The following is a 22427-nucleotide window of genomic DNA, read 5'->3' on the forward strand; positions in this document are numbered from 1 at the left end:
CCGTCCGCGTTCGGCATGTGCCATCGTGTGCCGGTCGATGCCTGCGGGTGCCGCTGGCTGCGGAATACGGGCGGAATGATCTTGCTGCCCGTGACACCGGCGTCCCCAGCCGTGGCACCATGACGGCGGCGGCCTACACGGGCCGCCCACGACAGCCCCAGCGCGGCCCAATAGGGTGCGCCGCGTCTGTGGGGGCGGGCCCGCATACACGCCTGCACGCTGTACGTCCGGCAGGCGCGCACCAACCATCCAACCGCCCGAGCACTCCCCGAACCACCTGGCGGCGAGGTACCGCCGTCTCGGGCCTGCCCGACCTCGTCGGAACGCTGTCGCGGGCGCTCATCGCCGCCGCGGTGCCGCGCCGCATGCGCCGGGCCGACTCGCAGAAAGCCTTCCTCCGCGCCCTCAAGGAGGACGCGGAGGTCCTGGGGTTGCGCAGTGACGGCTACGCAAACCTCGTACTGATCTGCACCCTCATCGCCCGGCGCATGAACTGGGAGACCAAGTGCTCCCGTCCCACCATCGCGTGGCTGGTCGAACAGTCTGGCCTGTCCAAGCCGACCGTGAAGCGGTGGGTGCGGTGGCTGCGCGAACGCGGCTGGCTCGGCGTCGTCGAGCAAGGCTCCACCGTTCGCTACCGCAAAGGCACGAACGCGGGCCTGGATGACGACGGGTTCGGCAACCGCGCCGCCGTGTGGGTGCTGTGCGTGCCGCGCCGGACACGCCGTGATCGCCTCCGCGACAACCGTGATCAAGATCAAGGTTGCGCCGCTGACCAGCAGGAACAGATAAGTGAACCCCCCTCTGTGTCTCTCCCTGAGAGACACAGAGTTGATCCCACGCGCACGCGCGAGACACGCCGCCGCTCCCATGATCATCCCCGTATTTCGCCGACATGGGGACTGCACGCCACGCCACGGACCAAACGAGATCGACTAGCAGCCTGTGAACGGCTCCGCCTGGAGTCGCCGGTGCTACGTAGGATGTCGGCCTGGTATCTGCGATGGCTGCTCAAAATCCTCTTCGACGCGGGGGCGACCGTCGCCGACGTGCTGCATGGTCTTGACGTGCGCGAGGACGACAGCCACTGGACGTACACGTGGTCGAGCACGAGCGAGATCCGGCACCCGGCGGGCTGGGTGCGGCATCGGCTATCGGCGTGGATCGGCCCGGACGGGCAGGTGCTGCCGCTACCGTCGCAGCGGCGCGCGGCGGCGGACGCGGCCCGTCGCGCGGCACAGGAGGCGCGGCGGCAAGAGTGGGAGACGATGGCGCGGGCGGCCGGCCACGTGCTCACGCCTCGCCCGGCTGTCGAGCACATCACCGCGGCGGCACGTCTCGAGACCGTGGCGCCGCTCGCGGCCCCAGCCGCCGAGCCACCAGCCGAGTATCGGGCGGTGCGAGCGGCGTTGGAGCGGCGTCGCCGGGAACAGGAGGCGGCCGAGCTGGCGATGCTCGCCGCCTGGCGGGCTAGGAGGTCGTCATGACGGACGCGCGTCAGTGGGCGGAGCTGGCCCGCGAGTGGCTAGCATCGTCGTCGCCGCGGGCGGCCAGGGCGATGCAGGAGCGAGAGCAGGAGGCCGCCAGGCGTCGCCGTGAGTGGCGGCCGGGCGAGAGCTGGAGGGGGAAACGAGCCGACCAGGAAGCGGAGACCGCCTTGGCACGGGCCCGCTGGGCGACGGAACCCGAGACGATGGCCGAGCCGAGCCCAGAGGACATCGAGGCGGCCGAGGAGGCGTTGCGTCGTGCCGTGTCGCTGGCTCGGGCGAGAGCACGAGCACGAGCCGAGCAGAAGGTTGCGGCTTCCGCTCAGGCCCCTCAGCGCCAACCGCAGTGCAAGCACACGACCAAAGCCTCGTACGCGACGACACCCGCCACAACCGGAGACACGAGAGTAGACACCTGGCTGGCCGCCGCTCGCAACGGCACGCGCGCCACCTTGGTGACGGCCCTACCGCTCGACGAGTTCCGGACATGGCTGGCCGCCACCCTGGCCGGCGTCCCTGCCGCAAAGTACGGGGCCAAGCAGTTGACGGACGAGCAGGCGGTGCGGGTCGTGCACGCCGAGGCCGAGTGCGCCGCGCTGCCGCTGTTCCTGACTGAGGCTCACACGCTGGGCCAGTCGCTCGGTACGGCCTGGTGGGCGACGCGCGGCATCCAGCTCGTGGTCGTCCAGGACGGAGCGACCATGCCGGAGACCGACCGGGACATGCTCGCCCGAGCAGGCGTGCGGGTGGTGGGCTGAGATACGCCGCAGGGTCATCGGCGTGCTGCCCTCCACCACCAACCACCGATCACGAAGGAGCGCATGATGAGCAAGAAGAAGCCCCGCAGGCCCGGCCGCCGCGCCCGCCTGGAGCAGCGCATGCAGGAACGGCGGGAACGCACGCGCAGCACGCTGCCGCCCGACGGTGGTGAGATGCTGGCCGTCGCGCCGTGGACGGTGTTCGACCACATCGACGCCGACCTCGACGACCAGGACGCGGAGCAGGCTCGGGCGGTGGCCGCGCACCTGCCGTTCCGGCTCGGCGGCCCGGACAGCGTCGTTTCCTTGGCGTTCCTGGCCGACAGCGCGGGAGTGAGCGTCGAGGAGCAGGTCAAGCAGATGCGGTGGATGGCCGAGCGAGGCTACCTGTGGTGGGACGAGGCGGGTCAGACCGTGGTCCCGACGATTCCAGAACGTCCGTGATGAGGCACCCCGATGAGTAGGAAGCCCGGCAAGGCCCAGGCCGCCGAAGCACTCGCCGCTCGCATGGCGGCTCACGCCTACTGCGAGACGCATCCGCTGGAGGACGAGCGGCCAGACTGCCCGTACTGCCTGGACCGGGCGGCGTACGCCGAATGGCTGGCCAGCGGCGGCCATGACTACCGGCCTGTCGATCCGCCGGGGGCCACGACGGTCAGCCTGTTCGAGCTGCGGGCCAAGCACGAAGGGATCGGGTACCAATGATGTCGTGTCGCGGTCGGCTCTCGCCGGGCGCCGAGGGGGACCGGCCCGTCCCCCTCGTGTGGCCCCGGAGGCGAACCGGGCGAGCGTCTAGCCATCTGGCCCACCACTGGCAGGCGATCAGCCCTGCCGCGATCATCATACGGTGCGGCCGGAAGACGGCAGGTGCGGGCCGCGTGGCGACTGCTGGCGTCGGCGTGGCCGCGAGAGACGCGCGGAATGGTCTTCATGGTGGCCGCTCGCAGGCGAACAGGCGCTCTCTGGTGTTGTCGCTACCGCCAACAATGATCTTGGCTCAGAATCGCGTACAGCGCTAACGCTGCGAGCTGCATCAATCCGTTACATATACATATGTGCGAACAGAGGTAGACTGGAGGTAGCTCCACACAAGATCAAATATGCAGTGACCAGGCCAAACACCCCAGCCGGAGGACGCCATGCACTTGCCCACCCCCGAGTACGACATCCCCACTGGCCGCCCCAGCCCCGCCGACGTCGGCGAGCAGGCCGCACGCGAAGGAGCCACCCCCGCCCAGCAGATCGAACGCGTCGCCGACGCCATCACCGCCGAGCTCCGCCAGTACCACCACCCGCTCATCCCGGCCGCCACAGTCCACGCCCACGCCGTCCAGCTCATGACCGCCGACGACCAGGACTGGCCGAACCGGGCCGCCGACGCCTTCGACGCCATCGAGCGAGCCCTCTTCGACGGCAGGATGTACGAGTGGGCCGCGCTGAGTGGCCAAGCCACCACCACCGTCCGCCTCGGCCGGGTCATCTCCCAGATCGCCCGCGACCGCATCCCCTCGACCCCTGGCCTGGAGGTGTGGGAGGTGATCGGCCAGGTCCGCGCCGAGACGGAAAACAGGGCACGCAGTTGGCTCGCCGCCAGCCATCACCAGGACGCCCTGGACGACTGGGACACCTTCGACAGCCTGCCCGCCGACGTCGCGGACGCCATGGTCCAACACCTCACCGCCGTCCCCGCCGACCAGATCGCCGCCCTCACCCCGTCCCAGGTCCTCGCCGACGCGCGGGCCGCCGGCGCCCGCCCCGAGCACGTCCTGGACGCGGTCACGGTCGCCATCGCCGCCGTTCTGGCCTCGGCAGCGGGTGCCGACTTCTACGAACTGCTCCCTGCGGTCTACGCCGACGTGCGAGAGAGGGCGCACGGATGGGTCCACGAGACGCTCGGCCTTCAGGTGGGGGACAGCACCGACTACATCGCCGAGCTGGGCGCCGACAACGTCGCCGGGATGCTCGACCACGTCGAGCAGTTCGCCCGGCAATACGACACCTACGCGGGCTAATTCGTTGGCGGTATGGCAAACGAACCCCGAACATGCATTGAGCCGGACCCATCGCCACATGGGTCCGGCTCACCAACCAGCTATGAACCCCCACCACCACAGGGAGTACGTGACCAGTGCTCCCACGATAACGCACCGCGCGGGCCACACCGCAACCCCCAACCCGATCACCGCACGACGCGATGGGAGATCAACGCCCATGCACAACGACAAGCTCGTCGCCACCGGCGACCCGGACGCCGACGCCTACCTGAGCATCGCCCGAGAGATCCACGGCATGGACGTGGTTCTCGCCGAGGCGACCGAGATGCTCGAAGCCGGACACGCGCGCGGGTCGGTGACGTGGCCGCCCGCGATTACGGACCAGAACCCGCTCGGCTACGAGCGCGCCGCCAGCGTCACAGAGCGCGCCCCCGCCCTGATGGAGGAGGCGTGGGAGCGGGCGCACAAGCACTACCGAGCCGCGCTCGACAGCGACCCGCGAGCGGCGGAGCTGGCGGACCTGCACGCGGGTCGCCTGTGGAATCCGGACTTCACCCTGGAGGACTGAACTCCATGACAGCAATCCCTGTCCTGCCCGAACTGCCCGGCACGAACGGCTACCGCACCACGCGGCACCTGCCGCGCGAGGTCCTGAACAGCCCCCAATACACGAGCCCCGATGCCTCCCACACCTACCCGACTGTCCGGCACGTCGGCGTCAGCCGAGGCTCGTGGGGTTCCCGCCCTTACGACGTCACCGTCGTTCACGTGCCCGGCTGTCCCAAGCTCAGCGACCCGCAGGAGGAGCCGGACGCCGTCCCCGGCCTGGGCGAGTGGACCGGCACTGGCCTGGACCTGCACTACGCCGACCCCGACCTCATCTGGTGTCGCGACTGCACTGCTCACCGCTACCACCACGTCGTCCTCCCGGACGGGCGCCGCGCCTACCGGCCCGCCGGCCCGATCGGTGTGAACGGCTGGGGTGACCAGGCGTGGGCGTCTTGGGCGGTGGCCGCGGAGGAGGACGGCGTGTGGTCCGTGGTCACGTGGACCGTGTGCGAGGCGGAGGCGGAGTTCATCGCGCAGGGGTGGCCGACGATGGCCGTGGTCCTCGACCCGGACAGCTTCCCGTGGGAGCGGGGCGAGGGATGACTGACCTGCTCACCCCCGCGGCCAGGCCGACTCCGGTGGACCTGATCCGGGACTCAGTCGAGCTGATGCGCAGCACGTGGCGGGTGCGTGGCGACTTCGTCATCGGCCGCCTCACAACCGGTCACGGGTTCTGCCCGGTCGGCGCGATGAGCGCGGTCGCCGGGGACGTGTTCGTGGGCGGGGTGCCGCGCGTGCGCGTCCCGCTCGTCCAGGAGACCCTGGCCTGGCTGGTGCGCTACCACCGGCTGCCCCGCTGCCGCCAAGAGCGCGCGAAGCGCCGCACCCTCCCGCGCCTGGCGTACCTGCGGGTCGCCGAATGGGCCGATTCGTTCCCCGAATCGGCGGACGATGAGCTGTACGCCGCACTGGAAGCCGCCGCCGACGCATGGCGGCTCAACCCGTATTCGGTTGGCGGTACCGCCAACAAGACGAGGAGATCAGCATGACGACCATCTATGCCGAGCGCGCGTGGCGAGCGTTCGACCGCATCACCCTTGCCGACGAGATCGGCACCGATCCCTACTGGGACCAGGCGGTGTTCCGCTCCGACTGCGGCACCGGCTGCTGCTACGCGGGCCACCTCGCCCTCGACAACGGCGGCGCGTGGCTCGTGAACATCCGCGACAACGGCGACATGTTCATCGACGGCACGCTGGTCTCCGACGACGACCCAGGGCTTGAGTTCGCCATCTGGGAGTACATGCTGGCCGAGCCCGACGACCCGGAGGACGCGATCGAGGAGACGCACGGCAAGCAGGTGGTCCACGTGTCCTACCGGGCGGAACGCCTGATCGGCCTGGCCAACGTCAGCCACGACCTCTTCTACAGCAACAACACGAGAGCCGACCTGGAGCGGCTTATCACCAGGTACATCGGCCCCCGCCCGAGCAACGTTGGCGGAAACGCCAACTAGACCCCTCGCCGGCTGGCCCGCTCCGTGCGGGCCAGCCACCCCACCACCAATAGGAAGGAATCACTGTGTCGAGAACCGACATGACCCCCGAGGAACTGGCCGCCTGGCAGGCCCGCAAGGACAACGGACGAGCCGCCGCCAAGAGCGCCGAGGTGCAGATCGCCGCAGCGATCAGGGACAAGCCCGAGCTGATCGACGGGTTCCGGGCGTTCTGCGCCCGCATGAACCCGTACTCGATCCGGAACTGCCTGCGCATCTTTGGGCAGAACCCGGAGGCTACGCACGTGCAGCCGCGCTTCTTCTGGGGCGGGTACGGACGCGCCATCATCGACGACAACGCCGCCGTGTGGATCATGGCTCCGAAGGTGGAGCGGACCAAGACCAAGGAAGTCGAGAACCCCCGCACCGGCCAGGTCGAGGAGGTCGAGGACACCTACAAGTTCTGGCCCGTCGAGGACGTCTACCCAGCGAGCGCGACGGTGCCGAAGAACGGGCCATGCCCCTTCTGCAACGGACCGGAGGGCGAGCGGTGCCCAGACTGGTGTGCGGTGATGCAGCCGCAGGCCGGGTCCGCTCCCTCCCGGGAGGACGTCGCCGAGGCGCTGAACGCGGTCCTCAAGCAGATCGGCGGCTTCGACCCCAACCTACTGCACGGGCTCGGCCCCGACCCGATCGACGAGGACGACGGCTGTCCTGGGGTCACCTGGCACAACGTGACCATCACCAAGGGCGCCGCCAAGGACAAGAAGCCGAGGACGCGCCGCTACCGGTTCATCCACACGATCGACCTGGACCGGCCCGGCGTCCGCTACGCCGTCGCCGGCCTGGGTGTGATCTGGATCGGGCCGCACGAGTTCCGACGCGACACGGGCGGCGACGACGCGGTGACGGTGCAGTACGGCGACGACGTCCCCTCGGACTGGGAGAAGCCGCGCTGGGCGTGGGGTGACAGCGCCTACCACCAGGCTGGTCCGCACGCGCCGAACATCAACGGGATCACGTTCGCCTCGTACAGCGTCGTCTATCCGAGCGAGGATCGGTGGCGGTGGTTCGAGCCGTGGCGGGAGGGCAAGGGCCGCGTTCCCGAGACCACCGCAGAGCAGATGGGCCAGGTCGTCCGACAGCTCCTCGACCACTACCGCGGGCTCGTCGAGTTGGACGCAATCGAGCAAGCGGGATTCCGGAAACGGTCAGCGTACCGAGCCCGGGAGGCGGAGCACGAGGCATCCCGGCTCGCGAAACGGGAGCAGGAACTGGCCCAGCAGCGGGCCGAGGCAGAGCAGCGCGCCGCCGCGCAGCGGGCGCTGGCTGAGCAGTAGAAGCGCGAGCCCGCGGCTATCGGGCTCGCGCCACCCATCGATCGTACGGCCTCGCCCTCGCCGGCGGGCGGGGGCATCCTTAACCCCACAGGGAGCCAACCGTGAAACTCACAGCACTCGCCGTGGCGGCGGTACTCCTCGCCGCCGAGCCCGCAGGATGCGGCGCGAAGGGCAAAACCACCGACCCGTACAAGCCCGGCGCGCTCGGCTGTACGCGGGCGGTCCATGTCGAGGCCGTCCGGATCGGGTCGGCCGAGCCGCGCGTCCGCGTCCTCGTCAACGAGTCATGCACCAAGCCGTCCGGCGTCGCCACCCAGCTCCTGTCCATCAACCTGGAGTACCGCGAGACGTTCGGCGCCCCGTGGCTGGCGGTCAACAGCCAGCATTTCCCTCACATGACGTCCAATCACCGGTACGTGCTGGTCCACCATCCGTGCCTGTCCGGCCGCTACCGCGCCAAGGTCGGCGTCGCGGGCACGTTCGACACCGGCAAGGAGTTCCGGGCGTCGGTCGAGGAGTCGGCGCGGGTCAACTGCGACAAGCCGCGCAACATCTCCTCCTACTAGCGGCGCCACCAGCGGCGGCGGGCGGCGCGGGCGCGGAAGCGCGCTTCGCCGTCCGGGTCGCCGGCGTAGGGGCAGCGCACCCGCAGCCGGGGATGCGGCGGCACGACGCCGACCGCCCAGTGTGACGCCGCCTCCGGCGCGGCGTGGGTGATGTTGCCGGTGGCGTAGGCGGGCGGCGCGGTGCAGTCCGGTGTCTCGCCTGGCCAAACGCCCCATCCGTCGCCCCACCAGGCGACCGTCCACACCTGCTCATCCACGCATCCGATCGTACGACCCCGCCCCGCCACGGGCGGTGTCATCCAGCCCAGAACCACCACCACGCAGGAGGAAGGCAGTGGCCAACACTGCGATCCCCATCCAACTCGCCTACGCCGAGACCTACAACGGCATGGTCATCCCGTTCATCACCCTCCGGCACGCGGACGGCACCCCCGAGTTCGGGCAGATCGACCACAACCGCGTCGCCGAGTGCATCACCGGCCGCCTGTGCCAGCTCTGCGCCCAGCCACTCACCGACGCCGCGGTGCTCATGGCCCGCCCCATGGACTTCGGGTACGGCTACGTGCCCGAACCCGCCCAGCACCCGGAGTGCGCCGCCTACGCCATCAAGGCGTGTCCGATGCTGTCGGGCCGGCTGCCGCGTCTCCGCGACCGGACCCGGCCGCAGCGGCGCCGGTGCACGCTCTCGGCGGCTTGCTGGTGCGGGGAGCCGCCTGCGCCCCCGAGCGTGGAGGCCATCGTCCGGTCCGGACGGCCCGCCACGCCGTGGTACTCGGTCCGCTTCCCGATGGCCGAGTACGAGGTGACGATGACGGCGCGGAAGGGGCCGCGCGGCATCTCCCTCCACGCCCTCACCCATCGGAAGATCCGGCTCGTGTCCTGGGGCGACCCTGACAAGGCCGACCTGGGCCGCGTCATCGTGTACGGCCTGCCCATGCCCGAGGCCGGGAGCGGGTCGTGACGACCATCAACCGCCAGCCCGCCAAGCACGGGCGCGACAAAGAGTCTGCCCGCCACCTGGCCGCGCTGCTCGAACACCTCGCCAGAGCCCTGACCGCCGCCCACGGCGGCAACTGGCGGTCCTTCCGCGAACACCTGGCGCGCGTCCGGGAACGGTCCGCGTTCACCGACATGTGCATGAACGGCGACAGCTTCCCGAATGACCCGGGCCACTACCTCGCCACCATGCGAGCGCACCTACCGGCCGAATGGGCGAAGGCCCTCACCCAACACCTCACCCAGGAGTAGCCATGGCCTGCCACCACCTGTTCCACCACCCGCAGACTCCCGAGGAACGGGAGGCGATCGTCAACCAGCTGAACTACTGCCGACGTATCGGCGACGGCCAGGGCGCTATGATCGCACTCGTTCAGCTCACCGAGCCCTGCTTCCCGCTGGAGCCGGACGCTGAGGGGGCCAAGTGAGCCGCCGCCCTTCGCAGAAGCGCCGCACTGCGACACACCGCCCCGCCGTGCGCAAGCGCCGGTTCCGCCACGACGACCTCATCGCCGTTGACCTCTTCAGCGGGTTTGGCGGACTCACGCAGGGGATCGAACGAGCCGGATTCACGACGATCCTGGCCGCGAACCACAACGCCTACAAGGTCGAGGTCCACGAGAGGAACCACCCGCACGCCGAACACTGGATCGCGGACCTGGTGGACCCGGACTCGTCCGACTACCACTCCGTCCAGGATCTTCCCCCAGCGGATCTCCTCGTCGCCGGAATTTCATGCGTTAATCACTCGCAGGCGAACACACAAAAGGCGTACCAACTGGGCCTGGCGCTGTTCGAGCTGGACGACCCCGAGTTCGAGGAGCGCGCCACCCGATCGGAAAAGGACCGGGCGACGGCGACGTGCGCGCTGCAATACGCGGCCAAGCACCATCCGCGCATGATCCTCATCGAGTGCACCACGGAACTGTACTCGTGGGGTCCGAGAGTGCCGGGCAAGAAGTACGGCGACGGCAGCACCTACCGGTGGTGGCTCAAGCAGTTCGGCCTGCTCGGGTATAAGCACCGCGTCCTGTACCTCAACAGCATGTTCTTCGGGGTGCCGCAGTCCCGCGACCGGTGGTATGGCGTCTTCTGGGACGAGAAGCTGCCCGCCCCGGACCTCGACCACCGGCCGGAGTCGTGGTGCTCCTTCGAGGGCAAGATCGTGCAGGCCGTGTGGACGTGGCGGACGGGCATCCCGCCCACCGGCAGCGTCCGCTACGGCAAGCAGTACGAATACCGGTGCCCCTCCTGCCGCCGGATCGTGATCCCGCCGTCCGCGCCAGCGATCAACGCCCTGGACCTGACCAACCTGGGCAAGAAGATCGGCGACAGGCCGCTGAAGAAGTACACCGACAAGAAGACGGGCGAGACAGTCTGGAGCCGGCTCGCGCCGTCCACGATAGCCCGCGCCGAGCGGTGCAGGCAGAAGTTCGCCGACTTCCCGGCGGTGCTCATGCCCGCCAAGGCCGAACGCGGTTCCGAACGCCACCCGTGGCAGCCGCTGGTGACGCAGACCAGCCAGCAGGAGACGGCGATTCTCTCGACCGGGGCGCTCATCGCCGCCGCGGGCAACACCTACGAGCGACCCGGTTCCGACTGCCGCACCCGCAATCTACGCGAGCCTCTGCCTTCGCAGACGGCGACGAACACGCAGGCGCTGTTCACGCCTCCGGTGTCCCTGGTGACCGGGCACATCATTGCGGCGCACCGGCACAACGGCGACGGCCAGCACATCACCAAGCCGATGGACACGGTCACGACCACGCACGAGAAAGCGGTTCTGTTCGCCGCCGTGGACAACTACCAGGGCGCACCCCGCGGCGTTGATGAGCCGCTGCCCACGCAGGGTGGGTCGGAGACGCTGGGGCTGTTGTCCGCTGGTGTCCTACCGTTCCGGCAGAACACGCTACCGACATCGCACGCCGAGGCGATGCCCACCATCACGTCCGACCAGTTCCCCGGCCTGCTCACGGCGGCGGCAACCGTCCAGTTCAATCAGGGCACCGACCGGCGGATCGCGGGCGTGGACGAGCCGCTGAAGACCGTCATCGCCGACAACACGATGGCCCTGATGTTCAGCGGCTGGTACAAGCAGAACGGCAGCTCGGCGGACGCGACCGCGCCGCACCCCATGTCGGACCCGCTTGGCACTCTGACCACCCACGACACCACGGCGCTGCTGCACGCCCAATGGCGGGAGATGTTGGCGGACCTGCCGCTGGAGGAGTGCCATCTGCGGATGATGGGTGAGCACGAGGTCGGCGCCGGCTGCGGGTTCGACGTGGACTTCCCGGGCCGCAAGGGCACCTTCATCGTCTGGGGGAGCGCACGCGACCAAATCGACGGGTTCGGCAACGCCGTCAGCCCTCCGGTCGGAGAGTGGATAGGCAGACGAATTCGTGCATCCCTTCACGCGGAACAGCTCGACGAGTAGTTCGTTGGCGGTTCCGCAAACCAACCACCCCCGCTCGACCGGGCGGGGCCACCCACCACCACGACAGAGAGGTTCCCGATGGCCATTGACCTGGAATCGACCAGACCAAGCACGTCATCACCCAACACAGCAACTGGGTGGACTACGGCAACGGACGCGGCGGGCTGCACGCCTACACCTACTGCGGCTGGCTCTACGCGGATGGACGCATGGAGGGCGCCTACACCTACGGCTATTGGTGGCAGAACCCCGACATCAAGAACGTGTGCCCACACTGCGTGCACGCCCTCACCTGCGACGTGATGTTCGACGATGCCCGTGCCACCGAGCGCGCGGCCTGCTCTGGCTGTGTCGCCTACGACGCCGACAAGGCCCTCGGCCACCCGACCAAACGCGGCCACGCCGCCCAGCAGACCACCACCACCTCCTGAACCCACCCCAGGCTCCCGCCGGCCACGGGCTGGCGGGAGCCGCCCCCACCACCACGAAGGAGATCAACAATCATGGGCGACGACAGCCTCATCGAATGGCTACTCGGCCCTGACGGGCGACGGGGCCTGACCTGGAACTTCGTCACCGGCTGCGACCGGCTGTCGGAGGGGTGTCTCGGCTGCTACATAGAGCGGCAGACGCCCATGCGGGTTGCTGGCCGCCGCTTCAGCGGGCCACAGATCGGCGCCACTACCGGCATCCTCCTGCATCCGGACCGGCTCGACATGCCACTGAGGAAGCGCGACCCGCGCCGCATCTTCGTCAACAGCATGTCCGACCTCTGGCACGACCAGGTGCCCGACCAGATGATCGCGCAGGCGTTCGCGGTCATGGCGATGACGCCGCAGCACACCTACCTGATCCTCACGAAGCGGCCTGCGCGGATGCGGGCGGTGCTCCGTTCCGATGGCTTCTGGCGGGCGGTCGGCAAGTACGGCCAGGAGATCACCGAAGCCCGGATGCTGGGTAAGTACCGCTCAGCGTCGCCGATGCAGCTCACCGACGACGACGGCAGCGCGGACGGGTACTGGATGCCGGTCCGGCCGCTGCCGAACGTTCAGATCGGTGTGTCGGTTGAGAACCAGAAGTGGGCCGACATCCGCATCCCGATCCTGCTCGACACCCCGCACATCGCCACCCGCTGGATCAGCGCGGAACCGCTGCTCGGCCCGATCAACCTGGACAAGGTCCTATACGGCGACGGGCCGTGCCCCATGGGCGACCCTGACTGTCTCGGCGACGAAGGCGACTGCCACGACGCGTGCGAGCGGGCACTCGACTGGGTCGTGGCCGGTGGCGAGTCCGGCCCCAAGGCGCGGCCGATGCACCCTGACTGGGCGCGCGGCCTCCGCGACCAGTGCACCGCGGCGGGCGTGCCGTTCTTCTTCAAGCTGCACGGCGAGTGGATGCCGATCGGCCCGCTGTACGGCGATCTCGAAGAGACCGACGAAGGCCACGTGGAGGCCGTCCACCTGGAAGTCGTCGAGGGCAAGCAGGTCATCCAGCTCGAATCCAGCGGCTACATCGCCGAAGGCCACCAGCCCGGCGACTCCCGCACGTGGCTGATGGCCAAGGTCGGCAAGCACCAGGCGGGCGCCGTCCTGGACGGCCAGACGTGGACGGAGTACCCGGATGCCTAGGCGCGTCAAGGTCACCGGGGACGTATTCCACGGCCAGGTCCCCGAGGGAGCCGTCTACATCGGCCGGCCCGCGCCCGGCCTGCCGGGGTCGCCGTTCGCGAACCCGTTCACCGTGGCCACGTACGGGCTCGAGAACGCCCTTGACCTCTACCGGCTCTACCTGGCCGAGCGGCCGGAGCTGCTGGAGCGGGCCATCGCGGAGATCGCCGATGCGGATGTGGCCTGCTGGTGCAAGGAGGGTTCTCCCTGCCACGGGGATGTGCTGCTCGCCGCGATGGCGGCCAGGCGGTGACCCGATGCAGTTCTTCCTCGGGACCAACGCGCCTTCCTGGCTCAAGCGGGAGGACGTGGGCGTGCCGCTCTGCGTCGCCTACCCGCGCCTGGCCAAGATCAAGGGTGAGCTGCCGCGCGCTGTGGTGCCGTGGATTCTCGACTCGGGTGGCTTCAACCAGGTCACGCAGCGGGGCGAGTACACGGTCACGGCAATCGACTACGTGCGGGCAGTACGCCGGTACGCCGAAGAGATCGGCAACCTGCGGTGGGCGGCCTGCCAGGACTGGATGTGCGAGCCGCCCGCGCTCGCCAGCTCGGGCCGGTCGGTGAACGGCCACCAACACCTGTCGATCGACAACTACATCACTTTGCGTGGGGAGTGGGGGCCGGACTGCCCGCTTGTGCCGCCGCTCCAGGGCGACAGCCGCGACGCCTTCCTGCGCCACGTCGATATGTACGCGCGGCGCGGGATCGACCTGACGCGGGCGCCGCTCGTCAGCGTCGGGTCGGTGTGCCGAATGCAGAGCACGCCGGAGATCGGACGCGTTCTCGGCGCGCTGGCCAGCCTGGGCCTGCGGATGCACGGGTTCGGCGTGAAGACCCTCGGTCTGCGCCGGTTCGGGCATCTCCTTGTCTCGGCTGACTCCACGGCCTGGTCGAGGAATGCCCGCGAGAACGCTGACGACATCTACATCGAAGTCCCCGAACACACCCATCCCCGCGGCGGCAAGACCTGTTCGAGTTGCCCCGTCTACGCGCTGGCCTGGCGTGCGCGCATGCTGGCCAGCATTCCAGCCGCGCCGCCGCACACGGTGATGGAAGTACCTGGCATTTACGGGGAGGGGCTGTCGTCCCTGACCAGGGCGGAGCCGCCGCGCGTGCGATACCGGCCGGGCATCCCCATCTACGACAGGAGATCATGATGACCCAGCTCAACGACATCCCCACCACCAGCCCGGCCGAGGACGAGGTGCCGCCGGTCGAGCCCGCCGACTTCCTGCCGTACCTCGCGCGGAGCGTTGCCCGCGACGTGGACGGGCTCACCCTCGCGACCGCTGACGGCGTGCCCGCGGTCATCGCCGCCGCGGCCGAGGACGCCGCCCACGGCATGGACTCGCTCATCAGGGCGCTGATGCAGGCCGAGGGCCTGACCGTCGAGGAGGCCCAGTGCCGTGCCGCCGCTCTCATCGCCGAGCAGGGAGGGCTCGAAACGCGCGGTACCCGGATGAGGGAGCTGATGGACGGGCTCGCGCTGGAAGAGGCGCAGGCCCACGCCGAGGAGGAAGGCGCGGGCCGGTGAGACGAGACAAGTGGGAACGCCTCATGGAGTTCCTCGACCTTTCCCGGGCGGGGTTATCTCGTTCCCAGATCGCGGAACAGCTCCACGTCAGCGAGCGAACGATTCTCCGTTATGAGCACCACGTGAACGGCGGGAGCCGACGCCCGACGACGTACTACGAGCGGATGATGCCGCTCATTCTCGCCCACCTGCGCCGCTACCCGAAGTCCCGATTCACGACAGGCGAACTGGAACGGGTGCTCGTCCGAGACAGGCCGGTGTACCTGGACTCGGCGATGCGGCGCATGGAACAGGCCGGGCTGGTGACACGTACGGTCGAGCCTCGCAACGACGGCCTCTTCGCGCCGACGCAGAGCGTCGTCTGGTGGCAGCTGAACACCGGCGGTGCGCCCCGGTTCCTGGTGTGTACCGCGTGCAATCTCCGTCCGGTTCGGGTGCAAGAGCGCGGCTGGTGCCGCGCCTGCAACGAGCGGTGGTACCGCGCGGGCAAGCCAGCAGACGGCCCCCCGCAGCCGAAGAAGGGCGGCCGGCCACGCCAGCCCGCCACCGAGGAGAAGGTGCAGCAGACCCGGGAGCTGCTGGCCGAGGGCAAAGGCACGATGCAGATCGCGCGCCTGCTCGGCGTGGGGGGGTCCACGGTGACCTACTACAAGCAGCGCCTCGCCGAACGGGACGAACTCCCACAGGCGTGCTGACGTTGGCGGTTACGCCAACAGCCGTCGTACGCTGCCCCAAAAGATCCGCACGACAAGGAGAACCAGGGTGAACAAGCAAGAATTGATGGACGCCGTCGCCGACCACGTCGGCGCCGAAACCCCGAAGGACCGCAGGCACGTGAGCGAGGTCGTGAACGCGGTCCTGGCCGTCATCAAGCAGGAGGTCGCCGAGGGCGGGAAGGTGTCGGTGGCCGGGTGGGGGAAGTTCGAGTCCACGCTGCGTAAAGCGCGGACGGCTCGTAACCCCGCCACGCAGGCGGAGGTGAAGGTGCCTGCGACATGCGGGTGAGGTTCACCGCGGGGTCGGACTTCGCGGAGGCGGTGGCCGGCCGCCCTGTCTGACCGGCGGCCGGGAGGCGCGAGGGCGCGGACCCACGGTCCGCGCCCTTCGTGCTTCACTGAAGACCGATGAGCGAAGAACGAGAGATCGGCGGAGACCCGCTGCGCCGCCGCTCCTGGTACAACACCGCCGAACTCGACGCCGCCCAGGTCGTGCCGACCGGGCTGGACGACGGCCGCTACTACGTGCTCGTCGCCGGAAACCTGCTCGGCACGGTTGGCCCGGCGCGGGCTGGGGGTGGCCGGCGCGGCGCCGCAGCGGCACGCTGATCGAGCGCGCGACTGCGGTACGGCGGACGCGGGCGCTAGCGGTGGCCGAGCTGATCGCCGATGTGATGCGGGCGTGGCGCGCGTCCTAGGGCTGGTCGGTCTCGTCAAGGTGGTCGAACCACGCGTTCAACGCCTGCGGGATGAACTCCCGCCCGCCCAAACCTGTGCGATGGCAGCCTGCCACGAGTCGGGCGCGCGTGTTCGGGGTGATCCGTACGGTGATGAGCGTGCCGGCCTCGGCTGCGCGCTCGCTAGGGCGCGGGATAGCGGCCTTTTCGCTGCCTGGCGGCATCTCGGCGGGGATGCCGAGCCGGTCGCAGTACCAGTTGATCGCGGCTTCCCACACGGCTTGGAGACCCAGGCCGGTACGTGCACACGCGAGGTCCATGCGTTCGATCGTGTCCTGGTCGAAGCGGGTGCCGGTGTTGATGCCCTTGGTCCACTGGACGGCTCTGGTGCGGACGGGGTTGGGTCCGGAGCGTGTTTGCGGTTGCGCCAACGCATGGGTGCCAGGTATGGGGGGTTGGAAGGTGACCTGGCGTGGGTCGGGTCGTTGGCGGCGGGCCACGTGGCGCTCCTGGTGGTGTGCGGTGGTGCTGGGCGTGATCTCTACCGTAGTCCGTGGCGTGTCTCACGACAAAAGCATGTCCGTTATGTCCGTTTATCATAGGTGCCGAGAGCCTCCTGCACCTATGCAAAGGTGTTTCAAGAGATATGCTCAATGAGCAACCGATCAAGCCTCTCCGACCGACACAGCCACGCGGACAGGCATCTCACGCCCTGATGGCGGACCGCCAACGAATGGAAACGATCATGAACGATCCTGCGACCAACGACCCCCTCCTCCCGGGCAACTACGTCCGCAGCCTCGTCTGGCCCGACCATGTCGGCACTGTCACCGCCGTGGATGAGGACGGCGACCTGTTCGTCACCTGGCACGGCCACATGCCCAACGACCAGATCAGCCCCGACAAGGTCATAAAGCTCACCGACGAGGAGAAAGCGGCCTACATCGCCGCCTGGCAGTCCGAGGACGACGCCCGCATCCACACCGTCTGCGATGAGGTGACGCCGGACTGGCTGGAGTGGAAGGCCAGCCACCCCGACGTGTTCGCGCAGGAAGGCGGAGCCGCGTGAAGGCAGTCACCGTGTGGAATCCGTGGGCGTGGGCCATAGCGGCGAACCTCAAACCGGTGGAGAATCGCACGCGCGCCACCCGTCACCGAGGCGAAATCGCCATCCACGCGGGGCTTCGCTGGGACGAGGCCGGGGCCTGGGACTGGCGCATCATGGAAGCCGCCCGATCGGAAGTACCGCTGGAGCGCGACGACCCACGGTTCCTGTTCGGCGCGGTCGTGGCCGTCGCCGACCTCGTGGACGTGACACGAGACGCCTCGTCGCCATGGGCGGAGCCGGGCCAGGTCCACTGGCTGCTGGAGAATGTGCGCCCGCTCGGCGAGCCAGTGCGGTGCCGGGGCTGGCAGAACGTGTGGGAGGTGCCGCCGGAGGTCGAGGCCGCCGTGCTCGACCAGCTCGGCGCGGCAGGGCGGCCACGATGACGAGACCATGGGTGGCCCCGGAGACCAACTGCGACTGGTGTGGCGGCAAGCCACATCCGAATCGGATCGTGGTGACGGGCGCGGGCATGGCGATCTGCGAGCACTGTGTAGAGCTCGCGGTCATCCTCATCGAGGAGGCGAAGAAGGAGGACGGGCAGCGTGTAGAGTGCCCCAAACCGTCTGGCCAACCGGGCGGATGACCACATAGAGTGCCCCATGCGCGCGTGATCTGCATACTCCGTTGCGCACACCCAAGGCCCCGGCAGGCATCCACCCGTCCTGTCGGGGCCTTTCGCGCATCTATACACAGGTGCGTGCTGAGGTACGGTAGGGCCATGATCCAACGCCGCGCCGCGAGACCCCACGTCGCTAAACCCGTCACGGTCGCGGCCCGGATCACCAGCGCCATCGACAACGGCACCTTTCAGCCCGGCGACCGTCTGCCATCCGAGAGAGAACTCGCCGCGACGTATCAGGTGTCCCGGGCCACGGTCCGGGAAGCCGTTGCCCTCCTGCAAGAGGAAGGCCGCGTCCAGGTCCGTCACGGGAGCGGCACGTTCGTGGCCGGAGACCCGGCCAGGCCGTCCGGGCGGCGTGACGCCACCTACCTGAAGGTCGCACAGGCAATCGCGGCCGAGATCGACGCGGGCGAGTACAAGCCAGGTGATCTGCTGCCGTCCGAACTCGAACTAGGCGCCCGGCACAAGGTGAGCCGCCAGACAGTGCGGGCCGCCATCAGACATCTCCGCGAACAGGGCCGCGTCGAGACGGTGCACGCCAAAGGCACCTACGTGACCGAGCACGGCAAGGTCAGCCCGCCGGTGCCGCCGTCCCGCCGCCTCGTCCAAGACCTGCGCGACGCCATCACCTCCGGCCGACTCAAGCCTGGCGACCCGCTCCCTTCCGAGCAGGAGCTGATGGAGGAGTACGGGTTGGCCGCCATCACCATCGCCATCGCGCTGCGCCCGCTCCGCGAGGAAGGGCTGATCCACCACATCCCGGGCAAAGGGAGGTTCGCCGGCCCTGCCCCCGGCACGGGCGTGGATCGGGATCGCCGCACCACACGGTGAAAACCTGGCGGCCGGGTCTACATTGCCTCTACATTCCGGGGGATGGTCATGTCTGAGTCCCGGGTCAGCCCTCCGTACCGCCTCCGGCTTCTCGGCGTGCGCCTGGCCCGGCTCCGCGAGGCCCGCGGCCTGACCGGCGCGCAGGTCGCCCAGCAGACCGGGTTCACGCCGTCCGCGCTTTCACGGCTGGAACGCGGGAAGAACCGCTACGTCACCCCGGGCGACGTGCGGCTGCTGCTCGACCTGTACGACGGCGACCAGAAGGTGCGCGAGGAGTGCCTGGACCTCGTCGCCAGCGCCCGCGTCACCCCATACTGGGCGCCGCATCGGCGCGCCTTGGGAGAGCTGGAGGAGTACGTCGCTCTCGAGACCGAGGCCCAGCAGATCCGGTATTGGCACCCGCTGCTCATCCCCGGCCTGTTCCAGACGGAGGCGTACGCGCACGCGGTCATCTCCGCCGACTGGTTCGACCACGAGCCGTCGCTGGTCCGGCTGAAGGCGCGGGCCAGGCTGGCGCGGCAGTGGATCGTCCGCTGCGACGACCCCGTCCACGTGCACGCTGTCATCGCCGAGGGGGTGCTGCGGCAGCACGTCGGCGGTCCCGTGGTTATGCGGGAGCAGCTCGACCGGCTGGTGGAGGAGGCGGCCCGGCCGAACGTGACCGTCCAGGTGCTGCCGCGCGAGGTGGGCGCGCACCCGGGCATGGCGGGCGGGTTCGTGCTGCTGAGCATGCCATGGCTGGGGGAGGCGCTGTTCATCGAGGCGGGCGGGGGAGGGGTCCTCGATCGCGGTCCACGCGTGCGGGAATATGGTCGGCTACTGAGTCGGCTTCAGGCGTTGGCGTTGCCGGGCGAGGAATCGGCCGCGTTCATCGCACGCGTGGCAGAGGAGATCGAATAAGTGCTGGGCGAGGATTGGGTGACGGCGTCGGAGTCGGGCGGCTGTGTGGAGGTGCGCCGCGGCGCTGACGGCGGGGTTGAGGTGCGCAACAGCCGTCGCCCCAACGGCTTGGTGCTGAGTTTCACGCCGGAGGAGTGGTGGTACTTCGTGCGGGGGGCGCACCGAGGGGTGTTCGATCTGCCGGAATGGCATTCTGCGTCGGAAGGGTAGCTCTCCTCCCTCAAGGCCGCGCCAACCACGCTCGGGCGGCGCGTCTTGACGTGCGCTGGCCGCGGCCCTCGTGAGCCGCGGCGCAGCGGCGGATCGGGAGCTATCGTCTCTGGACGGTGAAGTCGGCGGTGGCGATGATGTTCTCGGCCTGCCGATATTGAATGAGCTCTTTTCATCCTGAGTAGCGGTTCTCCTCCATCATCTGAAGGACCAGGATGGCGTGCACCACAGCGGTCGCGCGGCGTGGGCAGCAGCGCAGCTTGGCCAGAACCTTCCAGGTCTTCAACGTCGCCACCGCTCGCTCGCCGATCGCCCGGATCCGGGAGTGGGAGCGGTTGACGTCCTGCTGCGCCCGCGACAGCCGGGAACGGTAGCGGTGACGCTTGAACGGCGTGCGGATGGTGCCGCCCGCGCCCTGATAGCCGCGGTCGGCGAACGTGGTCACGCCGGCGCTGGTCAGCGCGTCGATCAGGCCGGTGGTGCGGGCCGCGGTCAGATCGTGGGTGGCGCCCGGCAGGGCGGGCGAGGCCCAGACCAGGCGGCCCAGAGGATCGGCCAGGATCTGGACGTTCACCCCATGGCGCTGGTGTTTGCCGCTGTAGTACGGCCGTTCATCGGCCAGGCGGTCGATCGGGACGAGCGTGCCGTCCAGGATCGCGTAGGCGAGCCGGGCGGCTCGGGCAGCCGCGGCCTGCACATCTTCGGCGAGTGCTGCCAGCAGGTCGATGCTTTCGCGGACGTAGCGCCAGGCGGTGGCGGTGCCGATACCGAAGCCGGCGGCCAGGCGGGTGTAGGTGTCGCCGTTGCGCAGGTGGGCCAGGACCAGCAACGCCTGCCGGGCGGGGTCTAACCGGCGCCATCTGCTGCAGCGCTCTGCTCGCCGCTCGCGGATCAGGCCGGCCAGGCGGGTCAGGGTGCAGTTGGACAGCGGGATGGCGGCGCGGTAGAACAGCAGCTCGGAGTCTCTGGTCCAGCGGTTGATCTTGGTCGACAACCCTTGTACCAGGGGCTCCTCTACTTGTCGATCAAGCCTGCCTACGTATCCCGCTCCCGACCTGCAGCTTCAGGTTGGAAAACCCTCCGTCAATCCCTTGAACGAAGAAAATCATGCATGTTCGGGATAGCTGCCCGGGCGGAAGCTCGTCAGAATGATCATAGGAAGAAGGTCGCGGGCGTAATGTGATCACTGCCTGTGATTAATGAATGCAGTGGTCGTGGACGGGTCTATGACTGGCCGCCATGATATTCCAACGTTACGACAGAGCTTGCATGGCTGACAGAGTTCGGTGGCGAGCTAAGACTGATACAGATCAACAGATGGCTGAGACTTATGCCGGGGTTCAGATGTCCAGAAGGGAACTCACCATGTTTCGACGCGGAGCCCACACCTCTATGACTGCTTTGGCGATTGGAGTTTTCCTTGCGGGAGCGGGCGCGTCGCCAGCGGCTGCACAGGATTACTCGGCGCTAGCGAAGTGGCACTATGTGAAGACGTTCCACGACCCCTATCGTATTGGCCATTGCCAAGCGGTCGCCGACTGGGCCAAGCTGGGAGGGGTCGAGGACGCGACGTGTGTCCAGAGCTTCATAGGTCCGGATTACCAGGACCTCTTTTACTGGTACTGAGCCCTTTTCATCCTGAGTAACGGCGCTCCTCGATGAGTTGCAGGACGAGGATGGCCTGCACGATCGGGGTGGTGCGGTGCGGACAGCAGCGCAGCTGGGCCAGGACCTTCCAGGTCTTCAAGGTGGCGACGGCGCGTTCGCCGCGGGCGCGGATGCGGGCGTGAGCACGGTTGACCGATCGCTGGTGACGCGACAGCGGCGGCCGGAGCCGGTGGCGCTTGAACGGCGTGCGGATCGTGCCGCCTGCGCCCTGGTAACCCTTGTCGGCGAAGGTCTTCACCTTCGCGGTGGTCAGGACGTCGATCAGGCCGGTGGTGCGTGCCGCGGTTAGGTCGTGGGTCGCGCCGGGCAGGGCGGGTGAGGCCCACACCAGCCGGCCCGCTGGGTCGGCCAGGACCTGGGCGTTCATGCCGTGGCGTTTGTGTTTTCCGGAGTAGTACGGCCGCTCGTCGGCCAGTCGGTCGATCGGGATGAGGGTGCCGTCGAGGATGGCGTAGGCCAGCCGGCAGGCGCGTAAGGCGGCGGCGTGGACGTCGTCGGCGAGCGTGGCGAGCAGGTCGACCGCCTTGCGGACGTAGCGCCAGGCGGTGCTGGTGCTGATGGCGAACCCCGCGGACAGACGCGCGTAGGTGTCGCCATTGCGCAGGTGGGCCAGCACGAGCAGGGCTTGCCGGGCCGCATCCAGGCGCCGCCACCGGCAGCGCCGTTCGGCCCGCCGGGCGCGGATCAGCTCGGCCAGGCGGATCAGGGTGTGATTGGACAGCGGTATCGCGGCAGGGTAAGACAGCAACGAGGCTCTCCGGTAGAGGCATCGGATCTTGGTCGACTGCTGTCTTACCGAGAGCCTCTTGTCATGCCAACCCGTCTCCTTACGTGCCCGCGATGACCTGCGCGATCGTCCAGGCTGTCCT

The 22427-nt window shown here is 68.9% G+C and carries 34 protein-coding genes; 30 read left to right on the forward strand and 4 right to left on the reverse strand.

The genetic code is table 11. The features are described from left to right. The first annotated feature begins 365 nt into the window (after positions 1-365). The 11 genes from ID574_RS43325 (at position 366) to ID574_RS43375 (ending at position 8189) form a co-directional block, all read left to right on the forward strand. A complete protein-coding gene (locus ID574_RS43325; protein ID WP_188194850.1) occupies positions 366-1487 on the forward strand; it encodes a helix-turn-helix domain-containing protein in 1122 nt (373 codons plus the stop codon). Continuing rightward, positions 1484-2245, forward strand: a complete 762-nt coding sequence (locus ID574_RS43330) for a hypothetical protein (protein WP_188194851.1) — start codon at positions 1484-1486, stop codon at positions 2243-2245. The genes ID574_RS43325 and ID574_RS43330 overlap by 4 nt, the downstream gene beginning before the upstream one ends. Positions 2246-2311: 66 nt before the next feature. Then, the gene (locus ID574_RS43335) at positions 2312-2689 is read left to right on the forward strand and encodes a hypothetical protein (RefSeq protein WP_188194852.1); all 378 of its coding nucleotides are present in this window, start codon (positions 2312-2314) and stop codon (positions 2687-2689) included. Between the two features lie 12 nt (positions 2690-2701). After that, entirely contained in the window at positions 2702-2950 is a 249-nt protein-coding gene (locus ID574_RS43340) for a hypothetical protein (protein ID WP_188194853.1), read from the forward strand. 434 nt (positions 2951-3384) lie between these two features. Beyond that, positions 3385-4257, forward strand: a complete 873-nt coding sequence (locus ID574_RS43345; RefSeq protein ID WP_188194854.1) for a hypothetical protein — start codon at positions 3385-3387, stop codon at positions 4255-4257. Between the two features lie 199 nt (positions 4258-4456). Continuing rightward, positions 4457-4807, forward strand: a complete 351-nt coding sequence (locus ID574_RS43350) for a hypothetical protein (RefSeq protein ID WP_188194855.1) — start codon at positions 4457-4459, stop codon at positions 4805-4807. Positions 4808-4812: 5 nt separating this feature from the next. Beyond that, positions 4813-5391, forward strand: coding sequence for a hypothetical protein (locus tag ID574_RS43355; RefSeq protein WP_188194856.1), 579 nt, complete (start codon positions 4813-4815; stop codon positions 5389-5391). Further along, entirely contained in the window at positions 5388-5837 is a 450-nt protein-coding gene (locus ID574_RS43360; protein WP_188194857.1) for a hypothetical protein, read from the forward strand. Before ID574_RS43355 ends, ID574_RS43360 begins: the two co-directional genes overlap by 4 nt. Then, positions 5834-6304: a hypothetical protein gene (locus tag ID574_RS43365; RefSeq protein WP_188194858.1), complete on the forward strand. Its 471-nt coding sequence runs from the start codon at positions 5834-5836 to the stop codon at positions 6302-6304. The genes ID574_RS43360 and ID574_RS43365 overlap by 4 nt, the downstream gene beginning before the upstream one ends. A gap of 65 nt (positions 6305-6369) precedes the next feature. Continuing rightward, entirely contained in the window at positions 6370-7623 is a 1254-nt protein-coding gene (locus ID574_RS43370; protein ID WP_188194859.1) for a hypothetical protein, read from the forward strand. 101 nt (positions 7624-7724) lie between these two features. Continuing rightward, positions 7725-8189, forward strand: coding sequence for a hypothetical protein (locus tag ID574_RS43375; protein WP_188194860.1), 465 nt, complete (start codon positions 7725-7727; stop codon positions 8187-8189). Here the strand turns inward: ID574_RS43375 and ID574_RS43380 are convergent. Further along, positions 8186-8446, reverse strand: coding sequence for a hypothetical protein (locus ID574_RS43380; RefSeq protein WP_188194861.1), 261 nt, complete (start codon positions 8444-8446; stop codon positions 8186-8188). The genes ID574_RS43375 and ID574_RS43380 overlap by 4 nt on opposite strands. Before the next feature lie 77 nt (positions 8447-8523). Between ID574_RS43380 and ID574_RS43385 the strand changes: the two genes are divergently transcribed. The 12 genes from ID574_RS43385 (at position 8524) to ID574_RS43440 (ending at position 16151) form a co-directional block, all read left to right on the forward strand. After that, entirely contained in the window at positions 8524-9150 is a 627-nt protein-coding gene (locus ID574_RS43385) for a hypothetical protein (RefSeq protein ID WP_188194862.1), read from the forward strand. After that, positions 9147-9437: a hypothetical protein gene (locus ID574_RS43390; protein WP_188194863.1), complete on the forward strand. Its 291-nt coding sequence runs from the start codon at positions 9147-9149 to the stop codon at positions 9435-9437. The genes ID574_RS43385 and ID574_RS43390 overlap by 4 nt, the downstream gene beginning before the upstream one ends. Positions 9438-9439: 2 nt before the next feature. Then, complete coding sequence (locus ID574_RS43395) at positions 9440-9613, forward strand: hypothetical protein (RefSeq protein WP_188194864.1); 174 nt, start codon at positions 9440-9442, stop codon at positions 9611-9613. Between the two features lie 47 nt (positions 9614-9660). Next, positions 9661-11622, forward strand: a complete 1962-nt coding sequence (locus ID574_RS43400) for a DNA cytosine methyltransferase (protein WP_223167678.1) — start codon at positions 9661-9663, stop codon at positions 11620-11622. A 137-nt stretch (positions 11623-11759) separates the two neighbouring features. Next, the gene (locus ID574_RS43405; RefSeq protein ID WP_188194865.1) at positions 11760-12053 is read left to right on the forward strand and encodes a hypothetical protein; all 294 of its coding nucleotides are present in this window, start codon (positions 11760-11762) and stop codon (positions 12051-12053) included. A gap of 72 nt (positions 12054-12125) precedes the next feature. Continuing rightward, positions 12126-13253, forward strand: coding sequence for a phage Gp37/Gp68 family protein (locus tag ID574_RS43410; protein ID WP_188194866.1), 1128 nt, complete (start codon positions 12126-12128; stop codon positions 13251-13253). Then, the gene (locus ID574_RS43415) at positions 13246-13545 is read left to right on the forward strand and encodes a DUF4326 domain-containing protein (protein WP_188194867.1); all 300 of its coding nucleotides are present in this window, start codon (positions 13246-13248) and stop codon (positions 13543-13545) included. Before ID574_RS43410 ends, ID574_RS43415 begins: the two co-directional genes overlap by 8 nt. 4 nt (positions 13546-13549) lie before the next feature. Continuing rightward, positions 13550-14449: a deazapurine DNA modification protein DpdA family protein gene (locus ID574_RS43420; protein ID WP_188194868.1), complete on the forward strand. Its 900-nt coding sequence runs from the start codon at positions 13550-13552 to the stop codon at positions 14447-14449. Continuing rightward, positions 14446-14826, forward strand: coding sequence for a hypothetical protein (locus ID574_RS43425; protein ID WP_188194869.1), 381 nt, complete (start codon positions 14446-14448; stop codon positions 14824-14826). The genes ID574_RS43420 and ID574_RS43425 overlap by 4 nt, the downstream gene beginning before the upstream one ends. A 23-nt stretch (positions 14827-14849) precedes the next feature. Next, positions 14850-15521: a helix-turn-helix domain-containing protein gene (locus ID574_RS43430; RefSeq protein ID WP_188194870.1), complete on the forward strand. Its 672-nt coding sequence runs from the start codon at positions 14850-14852 to the stop codon at positions 15519-15521. A gap of 67 nt (positions 15522-15588) precedes the next feature. Beyond that, a complete protein-coding gene (locus tag ID574_RS43435) occupies positions 15589-15831 on the forward strand; it encodes an HU family DNA-binding protein (protein ID WP_223167679.1) in 243 nt (80 codons plus the stop codon). A 119-nt stretch (positions 15832-15950) separates the two neighbouring features. Beyond that, positions 15951-16151 carry a hypothetical protein gene (locus ID574_RS43440; protein WP_188194871.1) on the forward strand — a complete coding sequence of 67 codons (201 nt, stop codon included), beginning with the start codon at positions 15951-15953 and terminating at the stop codon, positions 16149-16151. Between the two features lie 85 nt (positions 16152-16236). Here ID574_RS43440 and ID574_RS43445 read toward each other — a convergent pair whose 3' ends face one another. After that, entirely contained in the window at positions 16237-16719 is a 483-nt protein-coding gene (locus ID574_RS43445) for a hypothetical protein (RefSeq protein WP_188194872.1), read from the reverse strand. A 245-nt stretch (positions 16720-16964) separates the two neighbouring features. Between ID574_RS43445 and ID574_RS43450 the strand changes: the two genes are divergently transcribed. The 6 genes from ID574_RS43450 (at position 16965) to ID574_RS43475 (ending at position 19890) form a co-directional block, all read left to right on the forward strand. After that, positions 16965-17288 (forward strand): hypothetical protein, encoded by a 324-nt coding sequence (locus ID574_RS43450; protein WP_188194873.1) that lies wholly within the window; start codon positions 16965-16967, stop codon positions 17286-17288. Then, positions 17285-17710 (forward strand): ASCH domain-containing protein, encoded by a 426-nt coding sequence (locus ID574_RS43455; protein ID WP_188194874.1) that lies wholly within the window; start codon positions 17285-17287, stop codon positions 17708-17710. Before ID574_RS43450 ends, ID574_RS43455 begins: the two co-directional genes overlap by 4 nt. Beyond that, entirely contained in the window at positions 17707-17910 is a 204-nt protein-coding gene (locus ID574_RS43460; protein WP_188194875.1) for a ClpX C4-type zinc finger protein, read from the forward strand. Before ID574_RS43455 ends, ID574_RS43460 begins: the two co-directional genes overlap by 4 nt. A 135-nt stretch (positions 17911-18045) precedes the next feature. After that, on the forward strand, positions 18046-18780 hold the full coding sequence (locus tag ID574_RS43465) for a winged helix-turn-helix domain-containing protein (RefSeq protein ID WP_188194876.1): 735 nt from the start codon (positions 18046-18048) through the stop codon (positions 18778-18780). Between the two features lie 42 nt (positions 18781-18822). After that, on the forward strand, positions 18823-19680 hold the full coding sequence (locus ID574_RS43470; protein WP_188194877.1) for a helix-turn-helix domain-containing protein: 858 nt from the start codon (positions 18823-18825) through the stop codon (positions 19678-19680). Then, positions 19681-19890 (forward strand): DUF397 domain-containing protein, encoded by a 210-nt coding sequence (locus tag ID574_RS43475; protein WP_188194878.1) that lies wholly within the window; start codon positions 19681-19683, stop codon positions 19888-19890. A 172-nt stretch (positions 19891-20062) separates the two neighbouring features. Here the strand turns inward: ID574_RS43475 and ID574_RS43480 are convergent, their stop codons facing one another. Next, a complete protein-coding gene (locus ID574_RS43480; RefSeq protein WP_188194906.1) occupies positions 20063-20845 on the reverse strand; it encodes a transposase family protein in 783 nt (260 codons plus the stop codon). 362 nt (positions 20846-21207) lie between these two features. Between ID574_RS43480 and ID574_RS43485 the strand changes: the two genes are divergently transcribed. Beyond that, positions 21208-21516, forward strand: a complete 309-nt coding sequence (locus tag ID574_RS43485; protein ID WP_188194879.1) for a hypothetical protein — start codon at positions 21208-21210, stop codon at positions 21514-21516. A gap of 7 nt (positions 21517-21523) precedes the next feature. Here ID574_RS43485 and ID574_RS43490 read toward each other — a convergent pair whose 3' ends face one another. After that, positions 21524-22306, reverse strand: a complete 783-nt coding sequence (locus ID574_RS43490) for a transposase family protein (protein ID WP_188194880.1) — start codon at positions 22304-22306, stop codon at positions 21524-21526. Between the last annotated feature and the right edge of the window lie 121 nt (positions 22307-22427).

The sequence above is a fragment of the Nonomuraea sp. SYSU D8015 genome (assembly GCF_008065375.1).
Lineage (GTDB): Bacteria > Actinomycetota > Actinomycetes > Streptosporangiales > Streptosporangiaceae > Nonomuraea.

Coding starts and splice junctions, on each gene's coding strand:
- ID574_RS43430 (WP_188194870.1), top strand. CDS start 14,850: ATGGAGTTCCTCGACCTTTCCCGGGCGGGGTTATCTCGTTCCCAGATC.
- ID574_RS43470 (WP_188194877.1), top strand. CDS start 18,823: ATGGTCATGTCTGAGTCCCGGGTCAGCCCTCCGTACCGCCTCCGGCTT.
- ID574_RS43365 (WP_188194858.1), top strand. CDS start 5,834: ATGACGACCATCTATGCCGAGCGCGCGTGGCGAGCGTTCGACCGCATC.
- ID574_RS43345 (WP_188194854.1), top strand. CDS start 3,385: ATGCACTTGCCCACCCCCGAGTACGACATCCCCACTGGCCGCCCCAGC.
- ID574_RS43340 (WP_188194853.1), top strand. CDS start 2,702: ATGAGTAGGAAGCCCGGCAAGGCCCAGGCCGCCGAAGCACTCGCCGCT.
- ID574_RS43325 (WP_188194850.1), top strand. CDS start 366: ATGCGCCGGGCCGACTCGCAGAAAGCCTTCCTCCGCGCCCTCAAGGAG.
- ID574_RS43425 (WP_188194869.1), top strand. CDS start 14,446: ATGATGACCCAGCTCAACGACATCCCCACCACCAGCCCGGCCGAGGAC.
- ID574_RS43395 (WP_188194864.1), top strand. CDS start 9,440: ATGGCCTGCCACCACCTGTTCCACCACCCGCAGACTCCCGAGGAACGG.
- ID574_RS43410 (WP_188194866.1), top strand. CDS start 12,126: ATGGGCGACGACAGCCTCATCGAATGGCTACTCGGCCCTGACGGGCGA.
- ID574_RS43460 (WP_188194875.1), top strand. CDS start 17,707: ATGACGAGACCATGGGTGGCCCCGGAGACCAACTGCGACTGGTGTGGC.
- ID574_RS43420 (WP_188194868.1), top strand. CDS start 13,550: ATGCAGTTCTTCCTCGGGACCAACGCGCCTTCCTGGCTCAAGCGGGAG.
- ID574_RS43330 (WP_188194851.1), top strand. CDS start 1,484: ATGACGGACGCGCGTCAGTGGGCGGAGCTGGCCCGCGAGTGGCTAGCA.
- ID574_RS43450 (WP_188194873.1), top strand. CDS start 16,965: ATGAACGATCCTGCGACCAACGACCCCCTCCTCCCGGGCAACTACGTC.
- ID574_RS43355 (WP_188194856.1), top strand. CDS start 4,813: ATGACAGCAATCCCTGTCCTGCCCGAACTGCCCGGCACGAACGGCTAC.
- ID574_RS43485 (WP_188194879.1), top strand. CDS start 21,208: ATGGCTGAGACTTATGCCGGGGTTCAGATGTCCAGAAGGGAACTCACC.
- ID574_RS43350 (WP_188194855.1), top strand. CDS start 4,457: ATGCACAACGACAAGCTCGTCGCCACCGGCGACCCGGACGCCGACGCC.
- ID574_RS43415 (WP_188194867.1), top strand. CDS start 13,246: ATGCCTAGGCGCGTCAAGGTCACCGGGGACGTATTCCACGGCCAGGTC.
- ID574_RS43440 (WP_188194871.1), top strand. CDS start 15,951: ATGAGCGAAGAACGAGAGATCGGCGGAGACCCGCTGCGCCGCCGCTCC.
- ID574_RS43465 (WP_188194876.1), top strand. CDS start 18,046: ATGATCCAACGCCGCGCCGCGAGACCCCACGTCGCTAAACCCGTCACG.
- ID574_RS43360 (WP_188194857.1), top strand. CDS start 5,388: ATGACTGACCTGCTCACCCCCGCGGCCAGGCCGACTCCGGTGGACCTG.
- ID574_RS43335 (WP_188194852.1), top strand. CDS start 2,312: ATGAGCAAGAAGAAGCCCCGCAGGCCCGGCCGCCGCGCCCGCCTGGAG.